Source organism: Furfurilactobacillus rossiae DSM 15814, from assembly GCF_000428925.1.
In the GTDB taxonomy this organism is placed as follows: Bacteria; Bacillota; Bacilli; order Lactobacillales; family Lactobacillaceae; genus Furfurilactobacillus; species Furfurilactobacillus rossiae.
Window position 1 is genome coordinate 1 of record NZ_AUAW01000023.1, and the last position, 21401, is coordinate 21401.

General features: G+C 46.3%; 11 protein-coding genes. 8 read left to right on the forward strand and 3 right to left on the reverse strand.

Annotated features, from left to right (window positions below; translation table 11 throughout):
• Positions 1–181: helix-turn-helix domain-containing protein (locus G400_RS16130; RefSeq protein ID WP_139961764.1), on the reverse strand; the 181-nt coding region annotated here is incomplete at its 3' end.
• Positions 182–322: 141 nt separating this feature from the next.
• Between G400_RS16130 and G400_RS16135 the strand changes: the two genes are divergently transcribed.
• Entirely contained in the window at positions 323–538 is a 216-nt protein-coding gene (locus tag G400_RS16135) for a phosphoribosyltransferase family protein (RefSeq protein ID WP_225351495.1), read from the forward strand.
• Positions 539–832: 294 nt separating this feature from the next.
• On the opposite strand, the gene G400_RS0111510 is transcribed toward G400_RS16135, so the two are convergent.
• Positions 833–1501 carry a YdeI/OmpD-associated family protein gene (locus G400_RS0111510; protein WP_017261140.1) on the reverse strand — a complete coding sequence of 223 codons (669 nt, stop codon included), beginning with the start codon at positions 1499–1501 and terminating at the stop codon, positions 833–835.
• A gap of 137 nt (positions 1502–1638) precedes the next feature.
• Positions 1639–2760, reverse strand: coding sequence for a baeRF6 domain-containing protein (locus tag G400_RS0111515; RefSeq protein ID WP_017261139.1), 1122 nt, complete (start codon positions 2758–2760; stop codon positions 1639–1641).
• A gap of 580 nt (positions 2761–3340) precedes the next feature.
• Between G400_RS0111515 and G400_RS0111520 the strand changes: the two genes are divergently transcribed.
• From G400_RS0111520 to G400_RS0111550, 7 genes are all read left to right on the forward strand, one after another.
• Complete coding sequence (locus tag G400_RS0111520; protein WP_017261138.1) at positions 3341–5269, forward strand: Cna B-type domain-containing protein; 1929 nt, start codon at positions 3341–3343, stop codon at positions 5267–5269.
• A gap of 167 nt (positions 5270–5436) precedes the next feature.
• A complete protein-coding gene (locus G400_RS0111525; RefSeq protein WP_017261137.1) occupies positions 5437–5658 on the forward strand; it encodes a hypothetical protein in 222 nt (73 codons plus the stop codon).
• An 82-nt stretch (positions 5659–5740) separates the two neighbouring features.
• Positions 5741–6076 (forward strand): hypothetical protein, encoded by a 336-nt coding sequence (locus G400_RS0111530; RefSeq protein ID WP_017261136.1) that lies wholly within the window; start codon positions 5741–5743, stop codon positions 6074–6076.
• A gap of 232 nt (positions 6077–6308) precedes the next feature.
• The gene (locus G400_RS0111535) at positions 6309–6962 is read left to right on the forward strand and encodes an MIP/aquaporin family protein (RefSeq protein ID WP_017261135.1); all 654 of its coding nucleotides are present in this window, start codon (positions 6309–6311) and stop codon (positions 6960–6962) included.
• A 421-nt stretch (positions 6963–7383) separates the two neighbouring features.
• Positions 7384–18042, forward strand: coding sequence for a KxYKxGKxW signal peptide domain-containing protein (locus G400_RS0111540; protein ID WP_017261134.1), 10659 nt, complete (start codon positions 7384–7386; stop codon positions 18040–18042).
• A gap of 140 nt (positions 18043–18182) precedes the next feature.
• A complete protein-coding gene (locus tag G400_RS0111545) occupies positions 18183–19763 on the forward strand; it encodes a glycosyltransferase (protein ID WP_017261133.1) in 1581 nt (526 codons plus the stop codon).
• Positions 19760–21292, forward strand: coding sequence for a glycosyltransferase (locus G400_RS0111550; RefSeq protein WP_017261132.1), 1533 nt, complete (start codon positions 19760–19762; stop codon positions 21290–21292). The genes G400_RS0111545 and G400_RS0111550 overlap by 4 nt, the downstream gene beginning before the upstream one ends.
• The last annotated feature ends 109 nt before the right edge of the window (positions 21293–21401 follow it).

Consider the following 21401-nt stretch of genomic DNA (forward strand, 5'->3'; position numbering starts at 1 on the left):
GTGATCGCTTGTATTCGGCATCTGTTTGTGCTAATTCAGCCTGATAAGGTTGACATCGAGATAATTCATAAGAAATTGTTGACGGTGATCGGTTCAGCCGAACGCCCATTTGGATATTGGACAGCCCTAGTTCACAAAAGGTTTCGATTTTAATTCGTTCGGAATAGGTTATACTAGACAAAAGATCAGCTCCTAAAAGATGGGTTTGTGGTAAACACCATTTTAAAGGAAGCTGATCTTTTTTGTCCGAACAGCGTTCGGATTAATTTTACAATCTACCGTTCCTGTAAAATCAATTACGACAAATGAATCACAAACGTTAGTGTTAGATGGTAATGATGTTCTTCGACTTACTGACAAACGAATACTCTTAGTGGACGATGTGATTTCGACTGGAGGTTCATTGACTGCAGCAGAAAATTTAATGGCTAAAGTTGATGCCAATGTTGTTTATAAATGTGCGATTTTGGCCGAGGGAACAGCAGCAACGAGGGATGATATTACTGTTCTGGGGTCTCTGCCAGTCTTTCCAATTTAAGGCTGATCAATAAAAATAGACAAAAAGAAACTGACCTAGGATCGGGGAATCCTAGGTCAGCCATCATTCTAGAGAGAGTCTTAACATATCTGGGGGGAGATACATTACGTCGGAGGAGTGAGGGGTATGAACTCCTTCGATGCTTATAATATACCGACGTTACCTAAAAGTAAGCTTAAAAAGACTTAATGAAATAGTTGCGAAACGTGGAAATTTCGGTGTTAACGTTTGTAAACGATTGATGTGACAACGTTTACGAGTTTGAAACGTGGCGCAGATTTTTTTGCAAAATTTTTAGTGACGTTTTTTTCCTTGGTGCCACAATTCAACTGATGCGTAATCCTCCTTCAACAAGGTAATCATTTGTTGAAGGTGTGCCTGCTGAGTTACAGACGTTTTAGGACTGAATACATAACGTGCCCAAGAACGCTGATAGCCAGGCGTCAACGTATCGAAAGCTTGATGGGCATCATTATCTGCATTGATTAGTTGTTTGAGTTCGCTCAACCGATCTTCATAAGTTGCCACGCGACCAGACGGATTGTCAGCACGACGAGGATTGCTTGCCAGCCAGGTCAAACCCACGGCTGTATAGTTGTCATCAAAACTCACCATCCGAGAAAATTTAAGGCCAGTATCGGCTACTGCACCACTGTCCGCATCAACGTGGAGAGCGGGAAAAAGGACGTCGCGATGAATCCCTGGTAGGCCAAGTTTGTTTTTCAATTTTGGATAAACTAGGTAAAGATAGCCTCTGGATGAAAGCAATTTTTCGTCCGCAATCGTTTTAATTTCCGTGGCCATCATGTCTGTTGATAAACAAAAACTTAGAATGAGGTCGTTTGTTTTTGTTGAGTCACTGGCTTGGTCAAACGGCAGTGACTCAATTGTATCTGGTTGATGACGGATCGAAACATGTTTGTACGTGGATAGTTTGATTTTGTCGGCAAACGTTTTAGGCATAAGTAATCACCCTCCGTATATACTTGATCTTAGCGTTGATTGTCACCGACAGCATAGCATAGTGCGCAAGAAAAAGGGGTTAAGTACGCCGTTTAAGACGCATTTAACCCCTTATATTTACTTCATTTTAGTGTAAATCAATAGCGACTGATTCCAACTGGTTGACCATCTGGCAACTGGTCTTCATTAACAACAATCACATCGCCGCCATGTTGAAGCATAGTGACGCACAGTGAAGGAATAGCATTAGCGGCGGTTGGATCGGCAATGAATTGATCACGATCTAAGTGACCGTTCCACTCAGATGTGTCGGCAACGATCAAAGTCCCTAATTGACCATGAGAAACGGCTGTGGCAATGTCGGTCGGTAACTTGACCTGATGATTGGCATTAGCAGCATCATGATAAGTTTTGAGTCCTGTTTGAATAATTTGGTCGGCATGCTGTTCAAATAAGGGTTCAATCCGCTGCTGAATCTGGGCAGTACTTAAGTTGGCGGGAGATTCATTCAACACATACTTTGTGGAAACATGTGCTAACCGACTGAGTTTGCGGAATAAAGCTTGATTTTCTGGTAAGGCAAACAGAATTAGAGGACGTTGCGTATCTTTTTGCCAAGCTTGCATGAAGTTATCAACGGCTTGGAAGTAATTTGTCAGGTCAATATCTTTGCCGACATCCTTTGTGTGGTGACCGTGATAGCCGGCGTGTTCGCCGCGACTGACACCGTTAACGTCTCCGCCACGAATTTCTGTGCCGAGCGCCTGTGTCAAGGTGGTTGGTGCATCCTCTGGCAGAGGGGTCAAAATCACGCGATGATTACGAATTTGGTAAAGCTTAAACGAATCGCCATTTAGAGCAAGTAAATCGAAATCGAATGCGCGCTGTTGTTCACGTAGCAGTGGTCGTAACTCTGGAACGGTGCTCACAGACACTTGGTCAGTTACATTGGTGGACAAATGATCGATGATTACTTGATCTGCTGTGGTTAAAACGGCGATGCTTTCTTTAATGTTTTGTGCAAACAGTGCGTCATCGCTGAGTGCAGCTGTTACTCGCGGTTCAATGCTGGCCCACCAGTCGGTGCCAAACTGACGGGTGACGTGTTGCTTTGCCTGACGAATAAGATCCTGAACACGTAATCGTGTGTGTGGCCGATCAGCAGGATCAATGTTTGCGTAAATTGATACAACTGGTGCGTCAGGATGCTGTGTTAATAAAGTTGTTAGTGTAGCTGTATTTAACAGTGAGTTTGGCATATGCGTTATCCTCCTAATTTAAACACGTCTTAGTTGTTTAGGCATGCGTCCTTTAAGGCATCAAACACCTGTTGGACGGAGCTTTCTACTTGATAGCGTAGCAAGCACTACGGTTGGACGCGAATTATGTGCCTATGGGGATGAATCCGCATACAACGCCAAGTAAGCTGTAAATTAGTTAATTATTGAATGTAATTCTCACTGATTCGATTTGTGCAGCCAAAATGAAAAGTAGCTATTTTAAGCTGATATTATAGGCAAACCGGCGTTACGTGGCAGGAGGATCTTGCTTAAAAAGAAACTGTGAACGTTTATTAACACTATTCAATGAGAGGACATTTGAAAATGATAAGGGCATGCTTTCGCAATATTATTCCCATAAGCAAATAAATTGAGAAAGCGTCAATTAACACAGGAAATGCAGGTTAACTGCTAACCATTGGCCTTTGATTTAAAAATAATAACGATCATTTAACATTGGCTAATTATTCATTGTATAATTTAGTTTGGGAAAACATTAGTCGCTAAAGTATGTAGTGACTAATGTAATTTATATGTTGAGTAAGGAGATAATTCTCAAATGAAAAAGCATAAGTTATTGTTTTTAATCCAGTTTATGGTGTTAGTAGTTAGTCTAATGGGACCGTTGATGTCCGTTAACACTGCAAAGGCAGCCAACGTCTCAGTATCTGGCCTGGATGCCAACGATGCCACTGTTTGGGATGACGCGGGAAACAATGTTACCGGTCAAAAGGATCTCGATCGATACAGTAACTATACGGCAAAATATCAATGGAAGATCGAAGATGGGGTAGTGATCTCTGCAGGAGACACGGCGCCGTTCTCACTGCCAGACAATGTCGTTATGAATAGCGATCTCACTTTCGATATCACTAATAATGATGGCAAGGTGGTCGGAACAGGCACCATTTTAAGCGGACATTCACAAGGCACAATTACTTTTTCTAATGCTTTAGCAGATACCAGCTTTAACCGTGAAGGAACGTTGTTTGTAAATGCAGTGGGGACAACTTCTAATGGCAGTGGTTCTGCCAGTTATCTGATTAATAAAATAGGCTGGGTAGATGGTAGCACATATGATGACAAGGGTCATCCCACTGAAATAATATGGGAAGCGACAATTAATCCGAATGCGGAAAAGCTCAAAAATGTGGTGTTGACCGATACCCTAGGCGAAGGTCAGGAGTACGTTCCTAACTCGATGACTTGGACTAAACGTCACCAAGAAAATGGTCAGTGGGTTGCCGATGGCACAATAACACCGAATGTGACTGTAAATGGCAAACAATTAACAATGAATCTTGGAGATATATCCACTAATATTGATGTTGTTTACAAGGTTAAAATCACAAATTTGAATACAAACGGTGGCAATACTTGGAGTAACAAGATTTCATCCAATACGTCAGATAGTGAAGGCAATGGTACTACTGTAAATAGCAATGTTATTTGGGGTGGTGGCGGAAACGGAAATGGATTAAATGGTTCCGTTGACTTAGTAAAATATGATGCACAAACGCATGCTACGCTGGCAAATACAACATTTGACCTTTACAAGGACAACATATTGATTAAGTCAGGCTTAACAACGGATGCTAACGGAAAAATATCAGTCGCAAACTTAGCAGCTGGAGATTATTCTTTTGTGGAACATCAATCCGCGGCAGGCTACCAATTAAGTAAGACTTCTATTCCGTTTACGATTAGTAAAGATCATCAACACGCTGATGTGTCAGCGTACAACACGGCGGTTGTTTCTGTTACTGGCACCAAAACATGGGTTGATGACAATGACGCTGCCGGCAAACGACCTCAGAGTGTCATTATTGATCTTTATGCAAATGGCAGTAAGAAAGACAGTCAGACGGTTTCTAATAAATCAAAATGGCAATACGCTTTTGACAACCTGCAAAAGTATGACAATCAAGGCAAGGTCATTAATTACACCGTCAAAGAAGAGCCTGTCGCAAATTATAAGAGTACTCAAACAAGCGAAGGGTTTACCAACACGTATGTGCCTAGCGAACCCGATAAACCTGGTGAACCGTCAAAGCCGGAAACCCCAGGGACCCCGGAAGTACCAAGCACGCCGGAAACCCCAGGGACCCCGGAAGTGCCAAGTACCCCAGAAGTACCCAGCACTCCAAGTAAGCCAGAAACACCAAGTGTGCCAAGTACCCCAGGAGTACCAAGCATTCCAAGTAAGCCAGAAACACCAAGTACACCAAATAAAGCAGAAGCTCCGAACACATCTGTTGTACCAAACAAACCAAGTACTTCATCCGAAAGTCAGGCAGCATTGCCTAAAGTTGCTTTGCCGACGCCAACAAATCCCGCGCCCGAAAACGGTGAAGTTAAGACAGCTAAGTCGAATAAGGAAGGTCGTTTACCATCCACAAACGAAAAGAGCAGTGTTCTTTTTGTTGTAATCGGCGTGGCCGTGTTATTAGTTGCTGGTCTATTTCTATTGCGTCGTAAACACAGTTAATTGAAATGCATCTTCTTCATCAATCGTCTCGGTGTGCTTAAGGGTTAAGACAGCCGATGTGGTCAGGTGTACAAGACTGTGGTTTGTCACAGACATGCAGGACAAATTCAGGACAAAATAGGAATGAACAGGGTATAATTTCCTCAGTTTAAGAAGGAGGAATTGATATGGAACTAACAAATACAGATTACGATATCTTAGATGCGATTGCCTCAGGACGTGTTGAATCCGGGACGCCAGTGACTCATTTCGTAGACTACTGTGATAATGCGGTTGGCGGCGATCCGCGGCCTTTGATCGATGCTGGTTACATCGAAGCAAGTGGCAATACCGTCGAAGGATTAACTGATCAAGGCAAGCAGGCTTTAGCAGATCGTAAGACAAAGTAATAACGTCGGTCATTTTGTCCCTTAGATTAGTAAAGTGTGTCATAATGAATCAACTAACTAAGGATAAAAGGACGGATTTAAAATGAATCAGGAATGGCGTGAACAGGCTAATGCCGCCGTTCACGGGTTATTACTATGGGCAGCCATTATCAACATCTTTTCCGGTGTTGTCATTAGTTTGACAATGTTGACAGGTGGGGCATCATTCTTCGTTTACACGGTGACCTTGATTCCAGCCATTGTAGGTGTGTGGGAGTTGTCCAAATTGAATCAGCTCACGGATCGATGGCTGGCTAATGGCAGTGCGTTTTATCAGCAAGGAATTATTAGCGTGATCTTTGCTTCTTGGGTGGCGGCTATCCTATTGTGGATTGCTGGCCATCGTTTGCAAGTCATTGCAGCTAATCATCGAAACTAAAATAGAGTTGAACCATCAGTTATTATCTTGAACAATCAAATTTGCGATTGTTTGAAATAAGCTCATGGTTCAACTCTTTTTCTATGTAATTTTGAAAATGCACACGAAACGTAATTATTTTGTAGCGAAATGGTTAATCACAGGTGTTTAGTCTGTATTTTTAGGCTAAATAGGGTATCATTTAACTCGAACAAAAGTTTTCTAAATTTACATATTCCTGGAGGGAATGAAAATGAGAAAGTATTTTGCCGAGTTTATCGGAACTTTCATGCTTGTTTTCATCGGTACTGGTACAGTTACGGTTGCTAAAGGCGGCACTTTAGCCATTGGTTTAGCATTCGGATTGGCCATTACGATGATGGCTTACGCCGTTGGTGGCGTGTCAGGTGGTAACTTCAACCCCGCAGTATCTATTGCGATGTTGATCAACGGTCGTTTGTCAGCTAGTGACACCATTTTTTACATTATTTCGCAATTTTTAGGTGCCACAGTTGCTTCAGCCGTTTTGGACTTCTTTGAACACGCATTAAGCTTGCCCAAGAGCGTTGGTTTTGGTCAAACGGATTTTCCTAAGATCTCTGCTGGTGCAGCGTTCTGCTTCGAAACAATTATTACCTTCTTGTTCGTATTTGTTATCTTGATGGTCACGAGCGACAAGTTTGGTAACGCTACAATGGCACCAGTAGCAATTGGTTTAACCTTAGCCTTTTTGATTATTGTTGCCTTGAACTTGACCGGTGGTTCTTTGAACCCTGCTCGTAGTTTCGGACCTGCCATCTTTGCTGGTGGTACTGCTTTGTCTCACTACTGGGTTTACTTGATTGCTCCAGTTTTGGGTGCTGCTATCGCGGCCTTTGTTGGTCGTTGGATGGGTAGCGAAGACTAGACTGAATTTTAAAGTTTTATATACGAACACCCTGGAAACTTGGCCATTTGATCAAGTCTCCAGGGTGTTTTTTGATGTCGAACGCTGTTTTTCATTCAATGCTCGCACTGGTAATAAACATTACGACTCTAGAAAGTTAAGCAATATAAAAATTATTAAATTCTTAGAAATCAATTCTTTTGTCAGAAAGAGCCTCTTTTGTTTTTGGCTTTAACGTTCCAATAGTGGCCTGTTACTTTGTGATAAGGGAGTTTTGAACCGTACCAATTTCAATAAAACCAACACTATCTAAAAATGCAACTAAATGTTTTGATAACGCATTGTTTTACTATGTTTACAAATAAATTGTGCGATATATAATTAACAAAATGTGATATTTAACGATGCTAATTTTTCCGAAACAGGGTTTCTGAGGGGATTTATGAAAGATAGTGAGTTGGGTCGGTTCTCAACGGCACGTAAAGAGCACTACAAGATGTATAAGGCAGGGAAGCGCTGGCTGTTTGCAGGCATAGCGCTACTTTTTTTTGGCATGGGAATGATTGGTACGGATCAGATGGCCTCGGCGGATCAAAGTAGTACTCAGTCACAAACATCTGAGATTTCAATCACTACTTCTTCGAGTCTTGGCAACGACGGAGCTGCCAAAAACACACCTAATAACAGTGCAGTCAGCAGTATTGTCAGTAGCAACTCAATAACTAGTGAAGCCTCTGAATCCAACCCGGCTCAAGCGGCTAATTCAGAGCAAATGACAGTTAGTCAGACGACTGATGGTGAAAATCCAGATTTAACTAGTGTTAATAGTCAAAGCAGCGTTGACAGTAGTTCAGAAAAAAATCCTGACAGTAGCGCGTTAACTTCACGTGCCTATTTGGCTCAGCAAGATAATGATCAGGTACCGACAAGTGCTCCGGCTGAAAAGCCAGCGGCCGTTACTGGGAATGCTATTAATCCGGCCACGCTAGTTTCACGCGCGCCACAGGCAGATGCTGCTTTATCGGTTTCTACTAGTCAAAGCGTAGCAGGTAGCCCTGAGCAAAGTACGGCATCATTAGTATCGCCGGCACAATCTGCTGTAACTCCGGTATCTGAAGCTAGTACCATGGGCGTTCAGTCCCGAGCAAAAACGACTGTTACACGTGAAACACCCTTACCATTAGACGCTAATACCAATGTACCCACGTCAATTGTTCAACAAGCTGTATTACCGACAGGCAGCACGCTAACGATGGTTAATGGCATGATGGTAATTAGTGTCCCAGACGCAACAACAACGGCTCAGCTGACAGAACTGAAGAAGTCGTTGGCGCTTGTTAACCAGCCTGTGATGATCACACAAAAGGATGCCAGTGTTAGTCTGCCTACTTTAAGCAACAACATGGAAATTGGGACAGCAACTGGAAATGTTTCGGGCACAAATGCGTCAACTCAATTCACTGGTAATGGGACCAGTGTGCAGTTTGATAATACGGGAACGGTTTATTTAACTGCGAATGTCAATGACCAAGTTGGGCATGCTAATTTAAATACAACTGTTGATTTTACGCATGATTTCAGCCTAACTGGTGCCATGCAAGTTGGTTATTCTGGCGGTGCTGATGGTGTGTCAATTGTGTTTGTTAAGGAGCCTGAAAACCCAACTGAAACCTTTAATGGTATGAAAGGTGGGGGTCTTGGTATTGCAAATCTTAAGAATGCCTTTGGATTTGTTTTTGATCCATGGGGAAATCAAGGCAGTCCTGCCAATGGTGGGGAGAGCCAGAATCGTTTCGGTGATCCGACAACACCTTACATGGGCTGGAGAACTACTGATGCAAATGGGTTAATCAATGACTATGCCCGCACAAGCAGTTCCTCCACAACTTGGCAAAATATGAGTTCCCAAATTCTCAATGGGGGATTTCACAATTTTACGCTAAGTTACCACTATGATGCTGCTTCTGGCACAGGGACGTTGACGATGTCTGTTCCTGACAATGGCAGTCACTATACGTTCACTAAAACAGTCTCTGTGGACACATCACAATCGACTGCGTACACATTGTCTTTCGCCGCTTCAACTGGCGGTGCTAAGAACCCTCAGTCAGCCAAAATAACCAATTTAAGTTACACAAAGGGTACTTCACGGGTGACGTTGGACGTCAAAACGCCTACTGGACAATCGGCACCAATCGTGGTCACGGCTAATGTTGGGGACACCATTCACGTGTACCCCGATCAAAAATCTGCGCAAGCGGCGATTGACATGGGGATGGATCCTTCGACTGTTGTCGTTTGGGACAACAGTGTCGGTTATGGTCTTAAGTCAGCGTTCACGTATACTGTGAAAAATAACGCAACTCAAATGACACAACCGATTACGACTGGCGCCATTGTGACCACCACGATTCACTATGTGGATGCCAATGGTAAGCAGATCAAGGCGGACCGGACTATTTCTGGAGTTGATGGCACTGCAATCGATCTATCTGCAGTCGAACCGACCTCAGAAGTTAAAGGAACCGATGGACTGAACTATCTCTTAACCAAGTCGCCAGACTTGAAAGAAACGTTTGGCACAAATACCTCGCTAACTTATACGTTTACGGCAGATCCAACGCCGACCGTGACTGCTGCTGAGTCACAGGTTAATTCATATCAGGCGATGACCAGTGGCGCACTTTCTAGCGCTAAATCGGCGTTAGTTGCTGCCAGTTATGCCGCTTCAGTTTCGCCTAATGATCAAAAGGTTACTGATCAGTATTCTGCAACACAATCCTACTATAATGCCATTTTAGGACAAGGGAGCGCAGCGACAAGTGCTCAGAGCGTTTTAGACTCGGTCAACGGTAAAGTTGCTGAAGTTATTACAACGGCCAATTCCGCTAATAGCTTAGCTACAAGTCTTGAACAAGTTTATTTGAAGGAGTTGGCGGACGCTTCTGCGGCAGTTGTTGCTGCCAACTCCGCTAATTCCTTATATAAATGGGAAAGTTCAAGCTTTAAACAGGATTCAAATCTTTCCTATTATTCGGATATGGCAACTAACGATCAGAAAAAAGCTGATTCTGCAAATGCTGTAGCGGCTTCTGCCACAAAGCAATACAATTCAGCACTGACAGTAGCATCCACTGCAATTGCAAATGCATCAACCGTTGCTAACAGTGCGGCTACGGCAGCTAACGAGCTGACGAATGCAACCAGTATCACAGCGGCCCAAACGACATCCACTGCTTCTCAAGCCAAGAGCACTGCGGCCACCGCGACCTCAATTGCCGCTTCAAATGTGGCCTCGACAGCTCAGAGTGTTGTCCATTCAGTTCAGTCAGCCGCGTTATCTGCTGCAATGACAGCGATTCAGGCTAACATGACCGCTAGCCAGGCAATGTCATTAGCAGCTGCGGACCAAGCTAACGGGAATGTTCAAACTGGCGCCGGCACGACTTCGCAAAATGCGGATGCTGGGAATAAAGCGGCTCACTCTGCCAATAATGATGCCAACAAGGCGTTACAATTTGCGTCATTGGCCGCCAGTGCCGCTGATGATAATGACGTCAGTGCTGCGTACGATTACGCCATGAGCGCGTCTAGTTTGGCGGCTCAGGCGAACTCGGAAGCACAGGTGACGCACAGTGCGGCGACTGTCGTTACTAGTTCGACAAAAACCGTGGCCAGTCAGGTTACCGTTGATAGTCAGGTTTCTTCACAACTTGCTAGTCAGGCTCAAAGCATTGCGTCGAATGCCGTTAATAATGCCGTAACCGCCAGTGGTGCAGCTGTTCAGGCCGTGACTAATGCCAATGCGGCCTCAGCAACGGGGAAAACCGACCTTGCGAATAACAAGGTTGTCAGTGCCGCCAGTTTAGCCCAGTCAGCTGCTAGTGGTGCAGCATCTGCTGCTTCCGTGGCCAGCTACGAGGCTAAACCAGCGACGTCATTTGCCAGTCAATCGAGTAACTATGCTTCTGCTGCCAGTGACTTTGCTTCACGAGCTTCACTGGCCGCGGCTTCAAATGATGCGAGTTTAGCCAGTGAATACGCTGCTTCGGCGACGAGTGCCCAAACGGCAGCTTTGTCGGCCGCTATGGTCGCTACCAGTCTATTCACGGTTGCTCAAAGCGCCAATGATTTCGTTCAGAGTGCTGTTAGTTCCGATAGTATTGCGGCGAGTTCTGCGGCGAAGGCCACCAGTGCGGCCGCAGTACAGGCTAGCGCGGATATTGGTATGATTCAAGACTTTGTGACGAGCAACAACTCGCTGAGTGTCAGGGCCGCTAATAAGGCTGTACAGGACAAGCAAAATGCTCACGTTCAATCGCAGGCAGCAGCGGCCGCATCTGCCGCTGCCTCCACACAGTCTTTGCAGACCGTTGCAGCTGATCAAACGGCAATTGCTAATAGTCTGTACAAATCCGCTCAGTCAGCCGCTGCCCTAAATCAGGCAGATAATGCCAAAACGTTATATGCATCGGCTGCAGCTGCGCAAAGCACAGCCGACTCCGCAGCAAAAGCAGCGCGGGCTTTCTACATGGACTTCTTAGCTGAAGATGATGATATTGATGACGAGGTTAACGCAGATAGCACTGTTGCTTCACAAGCCGCTTCCACAACGAAGTCAACGGATACTGATATGGTATCGATGATGGTTAACCGCTCTGATGTTGCCTCTCAGGCAGATAGTATTGCGCAAAAAGCTGCCAGCGATGCAGCAACTGACAGCACAAATGCCGAAGTTCAAAAATCGGCTGTTGCAACCAGCCAGGCAGCGGATTCTGCGGCCTCGATTGCAACCAAGTTATCTAATGATCGGGCAACAGTTGACCAACTGACGAGTACGGCATCCACGGCTGCGTTAAACAATGACGCGACAGGTGCTTCTCAAGCTGCCTCAACGGCGGCATCAATTGCGAGCCAGGATGCACAACTAACATCGTCATTAACTTCGTTGAACAACGTTATTAGTCAGACGGCACCGATTATTGCCAACGCGGTCCACGTTGATAGTGTTACTGCCAGTGAACAGGGTTCCGATGCGGCGGCAGCTGCCTCCACCGCTTCTGGTGAGGCGACAACAGTTAGTCAGCAAAACAGCAACGTTAATAAAGCAATTTCTGAGGTTGCCAGTGCTGCGTCAGCGACGACCGCTGATAGTGCGCTACAGAGTTTGGCCAAACAAGGGCAACAGGTTGCTAGCACCGCGAATAGTATTGAAACGACAGTAAGTGATTTGGCTAAGCAGGCCAGCACGTATAGCTCAATGGCCGCGTCTGCAGCAGCACTAAACGATGTAAATGAGGCCGCAAAAGATGCCTCTTTGGCCGCAAGTGCTGAGCATCAAATTCCTGGCTTACAAGATTCACTTCAGGGATTAATGAGCCAGGCCAATTCATTGGCCATTGCAGCTAACCAAACAGCTATCGCCGATAGCACGGCTGCGGCCATTCAAAACTCGGCTGCTTCAACAGCTGCCAGCATTGCGAATAAGGCAACAATCGCTGCCACTAGTGAAGGGACAAACGTTAATAGCATTCTGAGCGCTGCTAATTCTGTGGCAGCTACGGATCCTAAAAACGCAGAAGTTACCAATCTAATTAAGGGTGCTAACTCTCTGGCAAGCGCGATTGCGATCGATAACCAACAAGCGTCATCTGCTACTAACGAAGCTAATTCTTACGCAGCGTTAGCAGCTTCTGCCGCGGCCAACAATGACGCGTCATTAGCCGGCCAGTATGCGGACAAGGGTTCTGCGGCCGCTTCGACTGTTAGCTCTTTAGAGTATCAAGTTGATAGTTTGGCCTCTCAAGCAAACAATGTTTACAGTCAGATAACGACTGCTATCGCTGGTGACGGCAGTATCGCTAATTCAGCGGTAAATGTCGCAAACAGTTTAGCTAGTCAGGCCACGAGTGATGTTGGCCAGACTAACGGTGCGGCTTCTCAAATGAACGGCGCTGTTAGTGACGCGGGTCGATTAGTGAACACCGATAGCGCGAATACTGATTTGGGTGGTATTCTGACGTCTGCCAATCAGCTTAATAATCAAGTCAGTGACCAGAAAGTCAGTCTTTCAACGGCGACTAGTATTGCCGAAAGTGCGGCTAGCGCGGCGTCAAACGTGGCATTGCTGAATGATCAATCAGCTGCAAAGTCGTTGGCGTTCGTGGCATCCACACAGGCCAGCACGGCGAACAGTATCGCCTCGACGATTGCCAGCCTTCAATCAGGCGTCAACAGTGTTCACAGTCAAATTGCCAGCGAAGTCGCCTTGGATAGCAATAATGCGTCAACAGCGGCTAGTGCGGCTAGCATCGCCGCTTCAACAACGATCAGTGTTGCCAGTCAAACAACGAAAACGGCATCAACGGTCAATTCGTTGGCAAGTAAAGCAGCGTCAATTGCTGCCCGTGATCCGAAAAATAAAACGGTTCAAAGTGAAACCAGCGCAGTCAATTCATTAACAAGTGAAGCTTTAACCGTTGCATCTGCTGGAAGCGTTGCTGCCAGCAATGCTAGTGTGTTTGCTAGTGAAGCCGCGTCAGCCGCAGCTTTGAATGATGCCAGTGCAGCTAGCACGTTTGCCAGTCAGGCCGCCTCTGCTGAATCCTTGGCAGATTCTGACGATAAGGTTGCCAATGGGCTTGCCTCACAAGCTAAGTCACTCACAAACGATGCTCAAAATACGTTGATTCACGACAGCATTGGCGCCAGTCAAGCAGCGGATACGACTAGTAGTGCTGCTAACGTGGCTAGTATTGCCAGCTCACTGGTTGATAGTTTGGCCAGTGCAGCGAGTGCTAATGCCGCATCAGTTGCTAAAACGACGACTAGTGATACCAGTAATACGCAATTGACGACGCTTTCCAAGAGCGCCGCTAATTTAGCCAGTTCGATTAATGGGTTGGTTGATCAGGCCAAACAAGCCGCTGCTAGTGCCGCTACGTTAGTGGACAAAGCCACTAGTGCAGCTAATGACAACGACTTTACGACTGCCAGTCAACTCGCTAGCGAGGCAGACTCAGATCAAGATGTCGCTAATAGTTTGGAAACTAAGGCTGAGTCATTAACTAATGACTTCAATTCAGTTTCAACGACTGTTGACCACACGGTTGCCAGTGATTTAGCTAGTCAGGCGGCCAGTGCAGCGTTGTCAGCCGATAGTGCCTCGCCAATCATTAAAGCGGCCTCTGCCACAATGGCGACTAATTTGAGCTCATTGACCAGTGTTGCCAGTCAAGATCCTCATAATGCAAGTATTCAAACGGCCGTTTCAACAGCAACGAGTTTGCTCAATAAGTTTGCGACAACGGCTAGTGAGGCCAGCGCTGCTGCAGCATCAGCAACGGATTATGCAAAGAGCGCGACCAGTGTTGCTAGTTTTAACAAGCCAATTTTGGCGAGCCAGGATCAGTCCTTGGCACTAAGCGCAGCTAAGATTGCTAATGATTTGGCCTCGACAGCGGCCAGTGCACAGTCTGAAGTGACGAGTATTATGAACTCGGCCACATCAGCACTAGCTAGCGATAGCACAGCAGCAAAAGATGCTGCTACGTCTGCTGGCAACACAGCCACTAGCGCGGCAACTGGTGTAACGACCGGTAAAAATGTGGATAGTCAAATAGCCAGTAACGTTTCAAGCACCAATTCACTGGCTAAGACGGATTTAATGAATTCACAAGTTCAAAGTCTGGATAGCAGTGCTAAAAGTATAAATAGTGAAACAACGAGTCTGAACACTGTTGTTTCACAGCAAGCGTCGATTGCTGCCAGTGCCGCCAGTGTTGCTTCCTTGGCAGCTTTAACAAACGATCAATCAACGGCTCAGTCTGCTGAAAAATTGGCAACGTCAGCCGGTGCTGTTGCGTCTGCCGATGTTGCAAAAATCAATCAGTTAAACGATTCGGCCGCATCGATTTATGCTCAGGTACAAAAGTTGGTCACAGACGACCACCAAGTTGCTAGTCAAGCTGCCGAAAAAGTGACGACAACGAGCACGACTGCTAGTGGCGCAAACAAAACGATTTCCGATCAGCGTGCTGTTATCACCAGCTTAGTAAATGAACTGAAATCACTGGCTGGCGCGGATACGAAGAATCAGGCAGTCTCAACTGCGGTCAGTCAGGCTGTAATTGCAGCCAAATCAGCTGACAGTACGGTTGCTTCGGCGACGTCAACGATCAGCAAATTGGCATCCGTGACTAGTGCAGCCAAGTCCACGGCTTCGTTAAACGATGTCAGTGGCGCTACGAGTGCACAGTCGGCCGCTACGTCTCTAAATGATGATATGACGAGCAATCAATCTACAATTAACTCATTAGAGTCGCTGGTTCATAGTTTGGCAGACGACGCGAACGACAAAGTGACTGCCGATCACACAGCTGCCTCTGAGCAGGTAACCTCAGCGACCATCCATGCCAACATTGCAACCAGTGAGGCGACATCAACGAGCAGTCAGGTTGCGAGCGTTGCTAGTTATACGTCAGCTGGCAAAAAGTTGGCGGATACAGATTTAGCGAATAAGACGGTTCAGAGTCTAAACCAAAGTTTGGTATCGTTAGACTCTGCCGCCAGTGCGACCTTATCTGCGGCTAATTCTGCCGCTAGTGTAGCGCGTTCGCTACAGTTGTTAGCTAGCGCTGCTGCTGCCTCTAATGATCCGGCGTTAGCGACTAAGTTAGCTCAATCAGCCAGTGCGGCAGCATCCACCGTGGCCAGTTTGGAAAGCGATGCTGATGCAGACAACACATCGGCTCAGTCATTAATGACGGCTCTTTCAGATGACGTCAAAGCAGATGCGAATGCGGTAAGCCAAATTGCCGATGGGGTTAATGATAAGGCGAGTGCGGCAACTAAACAGTCCAGTGATGTCAGCAAGCAGGCAGCATCATTGGCTGGCAGTGCCGCAACATCGACAACCGCTGTTCAGTCGGGAGCAGATAAGGCAAACAGCAGTTACCAAAGTTTGATCAGTCAACAAGTAGCAACACAGTCGGGGCTAAACTCGGCAGACAGCGTAGCCGCCAGTTTAAACGATGACGCGCAGCAGTTAGCTAGTCAAACGGCCTCTGCCACGGCTCTGAACGATGTTAGTGCGGCAAGTAACTTTGCAGTGAGTGCCGCAAATGTCCAAAGTTTGCTGAATTCTGAACAGAGTGTCACCAACTCGTTAGCTAATCAAGCTACTGCCAATAATCAACTGATTACGCAGGCATTAAGTGCCGATAGTCATGCCGCTAGTTTGCAAGCCTCTGGTGCAAGTAATGCTGCGAGTGTCGCTAGTTCGGCGACAGCAACCGCTCAACATGTTGTAAATGGGACCAGTCTCGCTGCATCGACGGCTAATCAAGATGCCGATAAAGATACTGCCAACAAAGCCGTCAAGAGTTGGGCTAGCCAAGCAACTTCTGCTGCGAGTGCCGCTCAATCAATCGAAAAGATTCTTAGTGCAACCGCAAGTACCGCCGCATCATTAGCCAGTCAAGCAGTATCTGCAGCAGCTGACAACGATGTTTCTGCCGCTAGTCAATATGCCAGTGCTGCGGCATCAGCTAATGCCAACACGCAGACACTCACAGATCAAGCACAAGGTTTGACCAGTCATGCCACAGATTTACAATTATTGGTCAATAACACGGTTACGACAGATACATCAACGGCCGCCAGTTACGCGAGTGAGGCAACGAAGCAGGCATCCAGCGCTGCGTCCGCCAATCAGTCAACTAATTCGCTAGCATCAGTGGTGGCTTCAACAGCAATGGTTGCGACAAGCGCAGCCGAAATAGATAAACAAAATGCCAGTGTCCATCAACTGGCTAGTGAAGTGACACAAAAGGTTAATGAGGCGACTAGCGCCGAAACGGCCGCAAGTGAGGCCGCTGCTTTAGCCGAAGACTTTGCCAAATCTGCTGCCAGTGCCGCTGATATTAATGACGCATCTGCAGCTAGTGAATGGGCCAAGAAGGCACAAAGCGCTCAATCAGCCGCTACTAAAGCGCAACAGCTAGCTGCTTCTGCTGAGGGTGCCGCTAGCCAGGCATTAGCTAGTTTGCAAAAGGCGGTTAGTGCGGATTCGAGTGCCGCTACAAGTGAGGCAAGTGCAGCCTCGGCAGCTAACGAGACCGCGCAAAGTACTGCTAACAACACGACTAGTCACGTTAATTCGGCAGGCGCAACTGCAACTCAGGCCGGTCAACAAGTTGCAAGTGATCCGACGAATGCAACTGTTCAAAGTTTGGACAAACTGTTACAACAGCAAGTCGCTACGGCTCAATCGGCCGGTAAAGTTGCCAGCAGTGCTGCCAACTTGGCGAGTGTGTTAGCCAGCGAGGCGGCTAGTGCTGCGTTGTTGAATGATGCTAGTGCTGCCAGCCAATTTGCGAGTGCAGCTGCTAGCGCCGAACAGGTGGCAACATCTGCTGCACAAGCGGTTCAGTCAGCTGAGGCGGCTGTTCAACAGATGGCGACAGCGATTCAACAGACGGTTAATACAGACGCACAAAATGCCAGCGTTGCGGCTAGCGAAGCAGCCAGTGCAGCAAGCCAAGCAGCTCAAACGGCTCACGCAGGCGTCTTGACACCAGCTGGTCAAAATCTGGTCAATGCTGCTCAATTAGCTAGGGATGAAGCCCAACAAGATGCCCAGTTAGCTGCTGAAGCAGCCGCGCATAATGATGTCGCATTAGCCCAACATTATGCACAACTGGCTCAAGCTGCATTAGAGCAAGCTCAACAGTTGCAGAATCAAGCGGATTTATTGTTGCAAGCGAATAATGAGTCCAGCATGAACGATGCTTCGGACCCAACCGTTGCCCAGCAGGCATCACCGACTTCACAAACTGGAGAAAATAACGGTCTGACGATGGTTTCAACTCGCCCTGGTGCGTTTGCTAAGCAGGCTGTTCAACAACATCGACTGATTCCATCTGCCGTGGTTAAACCAATGCGGTTCAAACATGACGGGGTGAATTCAACGACTAACAACAAAAAACTACCCGAAACAGGTGAACAAGGTAACACTAACCTCCGTTTAACAGGCGTGATTAGTCTTGCTTTACTTGGTTTAGCCACATTATTGGGACTTGGCGAGCAAAAACGGCATTAAAAAAGGTATTAAGCTCGCGAAAAGGTCGTTCATCAGGCTCAAGGTACGTTAAAATAGGACTTAGCAATTATGCTGAGCCCTATTTTTGTGAGCTTCTGGTATGATTAAAAAATAGGTGTGCAGATAAGTGAGGTAATGGGATGTATTACTTTATCAACGCAAGTTTTAACGAAAAGAAATCAGGAATTGAACACGCGGAAATGAAGCGGCTGGGGATGTTTAAGGATCACGGCGAACCGGCAAAGATTGTTACACGCTTTTTTTCACTGACGTTACATGATACGTTGGCTCATGCTGGATTGGCGGATAGTGACATGGTCAATCTGTTTGACTTCTTCGAAGGTACAGAAGACCTTAAGAAGACGGCATTTACATTGGCTGATTTACACGTGAAACCAAATTTACAAGTGCTGGTTAATGATCAAGACGAGCACGGGTTTATGGTGCGAAATTCTGAACGAATTATTCAGCGAATTAAAATGCGAGCACCAGAATATAAGGAAGTTGAAACGGTGTGGACATTTGATCGGTATGGCAAACTGGTAAAGAGTGAATACTGGGATGCCCGTGGCTTCAAGGCGCTGGAGCAGTGGCACGATGCAGACGGCGTGGTTAATGCTGAGCAGGTCTTTAATCCTGATGGTAAAGTGGTTTACCAAACATTCCACATGAAAAATCAGGAAGGTAAGTACGATAATTCGCTATACCGGATCATGAACTGGCACGGGACAAACTACTCATTTAACGGTGAGCAGGCGATGATGCGTTTCTTCCTCGATGAATTGAACAAACGCGACGGTGAAAATAACGTATTTGTCGTTGACCGGACGTTTGAATTGGCTTGGTCTGTGCTTAACATGCGGACACGGGCATTTAAGATGATGCACCTTCATTCAAATCACTTGAATGATCCTGAAAAGATCATGACGGCGACCTTGAACTATAACTACGAATATGCAATTAAGAATTTGGATCAGTGGCAGGGTGTGGCAGCACCAACGCCGCAACAACGGACAGACTTTATTGACCGTTGGGGCGATCAAACACCAGTCTTTGAATTACCTGTTGGTATCGTTGACAACGACGTTTTAAATGCGCCTCACGTTAAATGGTCGGACAGGACACCAGGACAAATCATCATGGTGGCCCGTCTTTCTCCCGAAAAGCAGCAAGATAAAGTGATCGAAGCCTATGAAAAGGTTCATGCTAAAGTGCCGGCAGCGCGCCTAGATTTCTGGGGATACGCGAACGGTAAGGAAGGCGAACGATTGAATAAGATCGTTGCTGATAAAAAGCTTGGCGATTTAGTTACCTTCCACGATTACACCTTGGATGTTGGCAAGGTTTACGATGGTGCGCAAATTAATGTGCTGGCGTCACGAGCTGAAGGATTCTCGCTGGCTTTATTGGAAGCCCAGTCTCATGGGGTGCCAACAGTGTCTTATGACGCAAAGTATGGTCCTCAGGGAATTATTGAAAATGATCGCGATGGCTATTTGGTTGAGTTGGACAACGTCGATGCTTTGGCGGATGCCATCACGAAGTTGCTTAAAGATGACCGGCTAATGCAAAAGTTCAGTGAAAATGCCTACGAGGATGCCAAACGTTTCTCAGAAGATGCTGTGTGGGACAAATGGCGACCTGTTTTAGACGATGTTAAGGCGTTTGCTGAAGCTGACTCAAGAACTCAGGCGGACAAACAACAGGAGGCCAGCAAATGATTTATTTCGTAAATGAATATCTGATGGCTTTGAATTCAGGAATCGAACATGCTGAAATCAAACGGCTGCAACTGTTTAAGCACCAGGGAACGCCTGCTAAATTGGTGACACGCAATTTTGATCAAATGTTGTATGCAAATAAACAACGTTTCGGTATCGAAGATGATCAAGTCGTCAACATGTATGATTATTTCCAGGGTATTGAAGACTTAAAGCCAGTTGGCAAAAACGAACCCAAAATTGAGTCCTTAAACCTGGCTGCGGATTACAACGTAGATCCTGGAGCCGATGTGAGTCACGTTTATGATGGCGATAAGCTAGTGATGAATGTTCATTTCGCACCAGGCACAATTGGCCAGTTGTACAGTGTTGATGCGTTTGACCGCAGTGGCAAAAAAGTCCAAACAGAACTGTGGGACTTCCGCGGTTTTAAAACACGTGATCAGTTCTTTAGCGATGCGGGCGAACTCATTAGTCAAGTGACCTACGCGCCAGATGGCAAACGGGTGATTGAGGAATACTTCAGTCATGACAAAGATGGCCACAACTTCTTGTCGTTACTCCAATTATTGGATTATAAAGGGCAGGATCTGTTCTTTGATAGCTACGATGAATTGTTCACGTTCTTCCTCGACGAATTGAACCGTCGTGATGGCGAGGGTTCAACGTTTGTTGCTGATCGTCCGGGCGCGGCTTACGATGCAATGTTAAGTATGACGACCAAGGTCAGTCGGTTTATTACATTGCCGACGACACATACTATTGATCCTAAAGATCAGGTCTACGCTAACCTGTCTGGAATCTATGCCAATCCGATCGTTAATCAAATTGATAAGCTTTCCGGTATTATTGTGGCCACAGACGAGCAGAAGGCTGATTTGACGCGGTGGATGGGCGGTGAAGCGCAGGTTAAGGCGCCAATCACCGTCGTGCCATTTAGTGTGGTCAATGATGAACAAGCTCATGCCAAACGTGTTCGTTTGCCACAACGGACGGCTCACAAGGTGATCGTCGTTGGACGGTTGACTAAGGAACGACATACAGAAGACGTTGTCAAAGCGTTTGTGACGGTGAAGAAACATATTAGTGATGCGACACTTGATATCTATGGGTATGGTGATCAGGAAAAGCCACTTACTGAGCAGATTAAGAAAGCTGAATTGACGGATAGCGTCACACTTAAGGGATACCATCCAGATTTAGACAAGGCTTACGATGGTGCACAGGTTTACGTTAATGCTACGGAAAGTGACAATGAACCATTGGCACTGGCAGAGGCACTGGCACATGGGGTTCCATCAGTCGTTTACAATGTGCATTATGGTCCGTCAGACATGATTGATGAAGGTAAGAACGGTTATCTTGTAGCGGATAACGATGTTGTTGGTTTAGCAAACGCTATTCAACGGGTCATGAAAGATGACCAGGTTTGGGAAGCGATGAGCCGCAATGCATATGACAGCATTACACCGCGCACGGAATCAATCGTATTTGCCAAATGGAAGCGGGCATTGCACATTAAACACTAGTTATTTGTGAGACGTTGAATGCCGCTTGCGGTTGGCAACATTGTTACGCTCGCCGTGGGACCGGTTCAAACCTCCCAAGTTCGGAGTCTTTCACCTCGCCGCAAAGCCT

Bases quoted from the DNA above. Each gene is read 5' to 3' on its own strand.
- G400_RS0111520 (WP_017261138.1), top strand. From the start codon at position 3,341: ATGAAAAAGCATAAGTTATTGTTTTTAATCCAGTTTATGGTGTTAGTA.
- G400_RS0111510 (WP_017261140.1), bottom strand. From the start codon at position 1,501: ATGCCTAAAACGTTTGCCGACAAAATCAAACTATCCACGTACAAACAT.
- G400_RS0111535 (WP_017261135.1), top strand. From the start codon at position 6,309: ATGAGAAAGTATTTTGCCGAGTTTATCGGAACTTTCATGCTTGTTTTC.
- G400_RS0111545 (WP_017261133.1), top strand. From the start codon at position 18,183: ATGTATTACTTTATCAACGCAAGTTTTAACGAAAAGAAATCAGGAATT.
- G400_RS0111530 (WP_017261136.1), top strand. From the start codon at position 5,741: ATGAATCAGGAATGGCGTGAACAGGCTAATGCCGCCGTTCACGGGTTA.
- G400_RS0111550 (WP_017261132.1), top strand. From the start codon at position 19,760: ATGATTTATTTCGTAAATGAATATCTGATGGCTTTGAATTCAGGAATC.
- G400_RS0111515 (WP_017261139.1), bottom strand. From the start codon at position 2,760: ATGCCAAACTCACTGTTAAATACAGCTACACTAACAACTTTATTAACA.
- G400_RS0111525 (WP_017261137.1), top strand. From the start codon at position 5,437: ATGGAACTAACAAATACAGATTACGATATCTTAGATGCGATTGCCTCA.
- G400_RS0111540 (WP_017261134.1), top strand. From the start codon at position 7,384: ATGAAAGATAGTGAGTTGGGTCGGTTCTCAACGGCACGTAAAGAGCAC.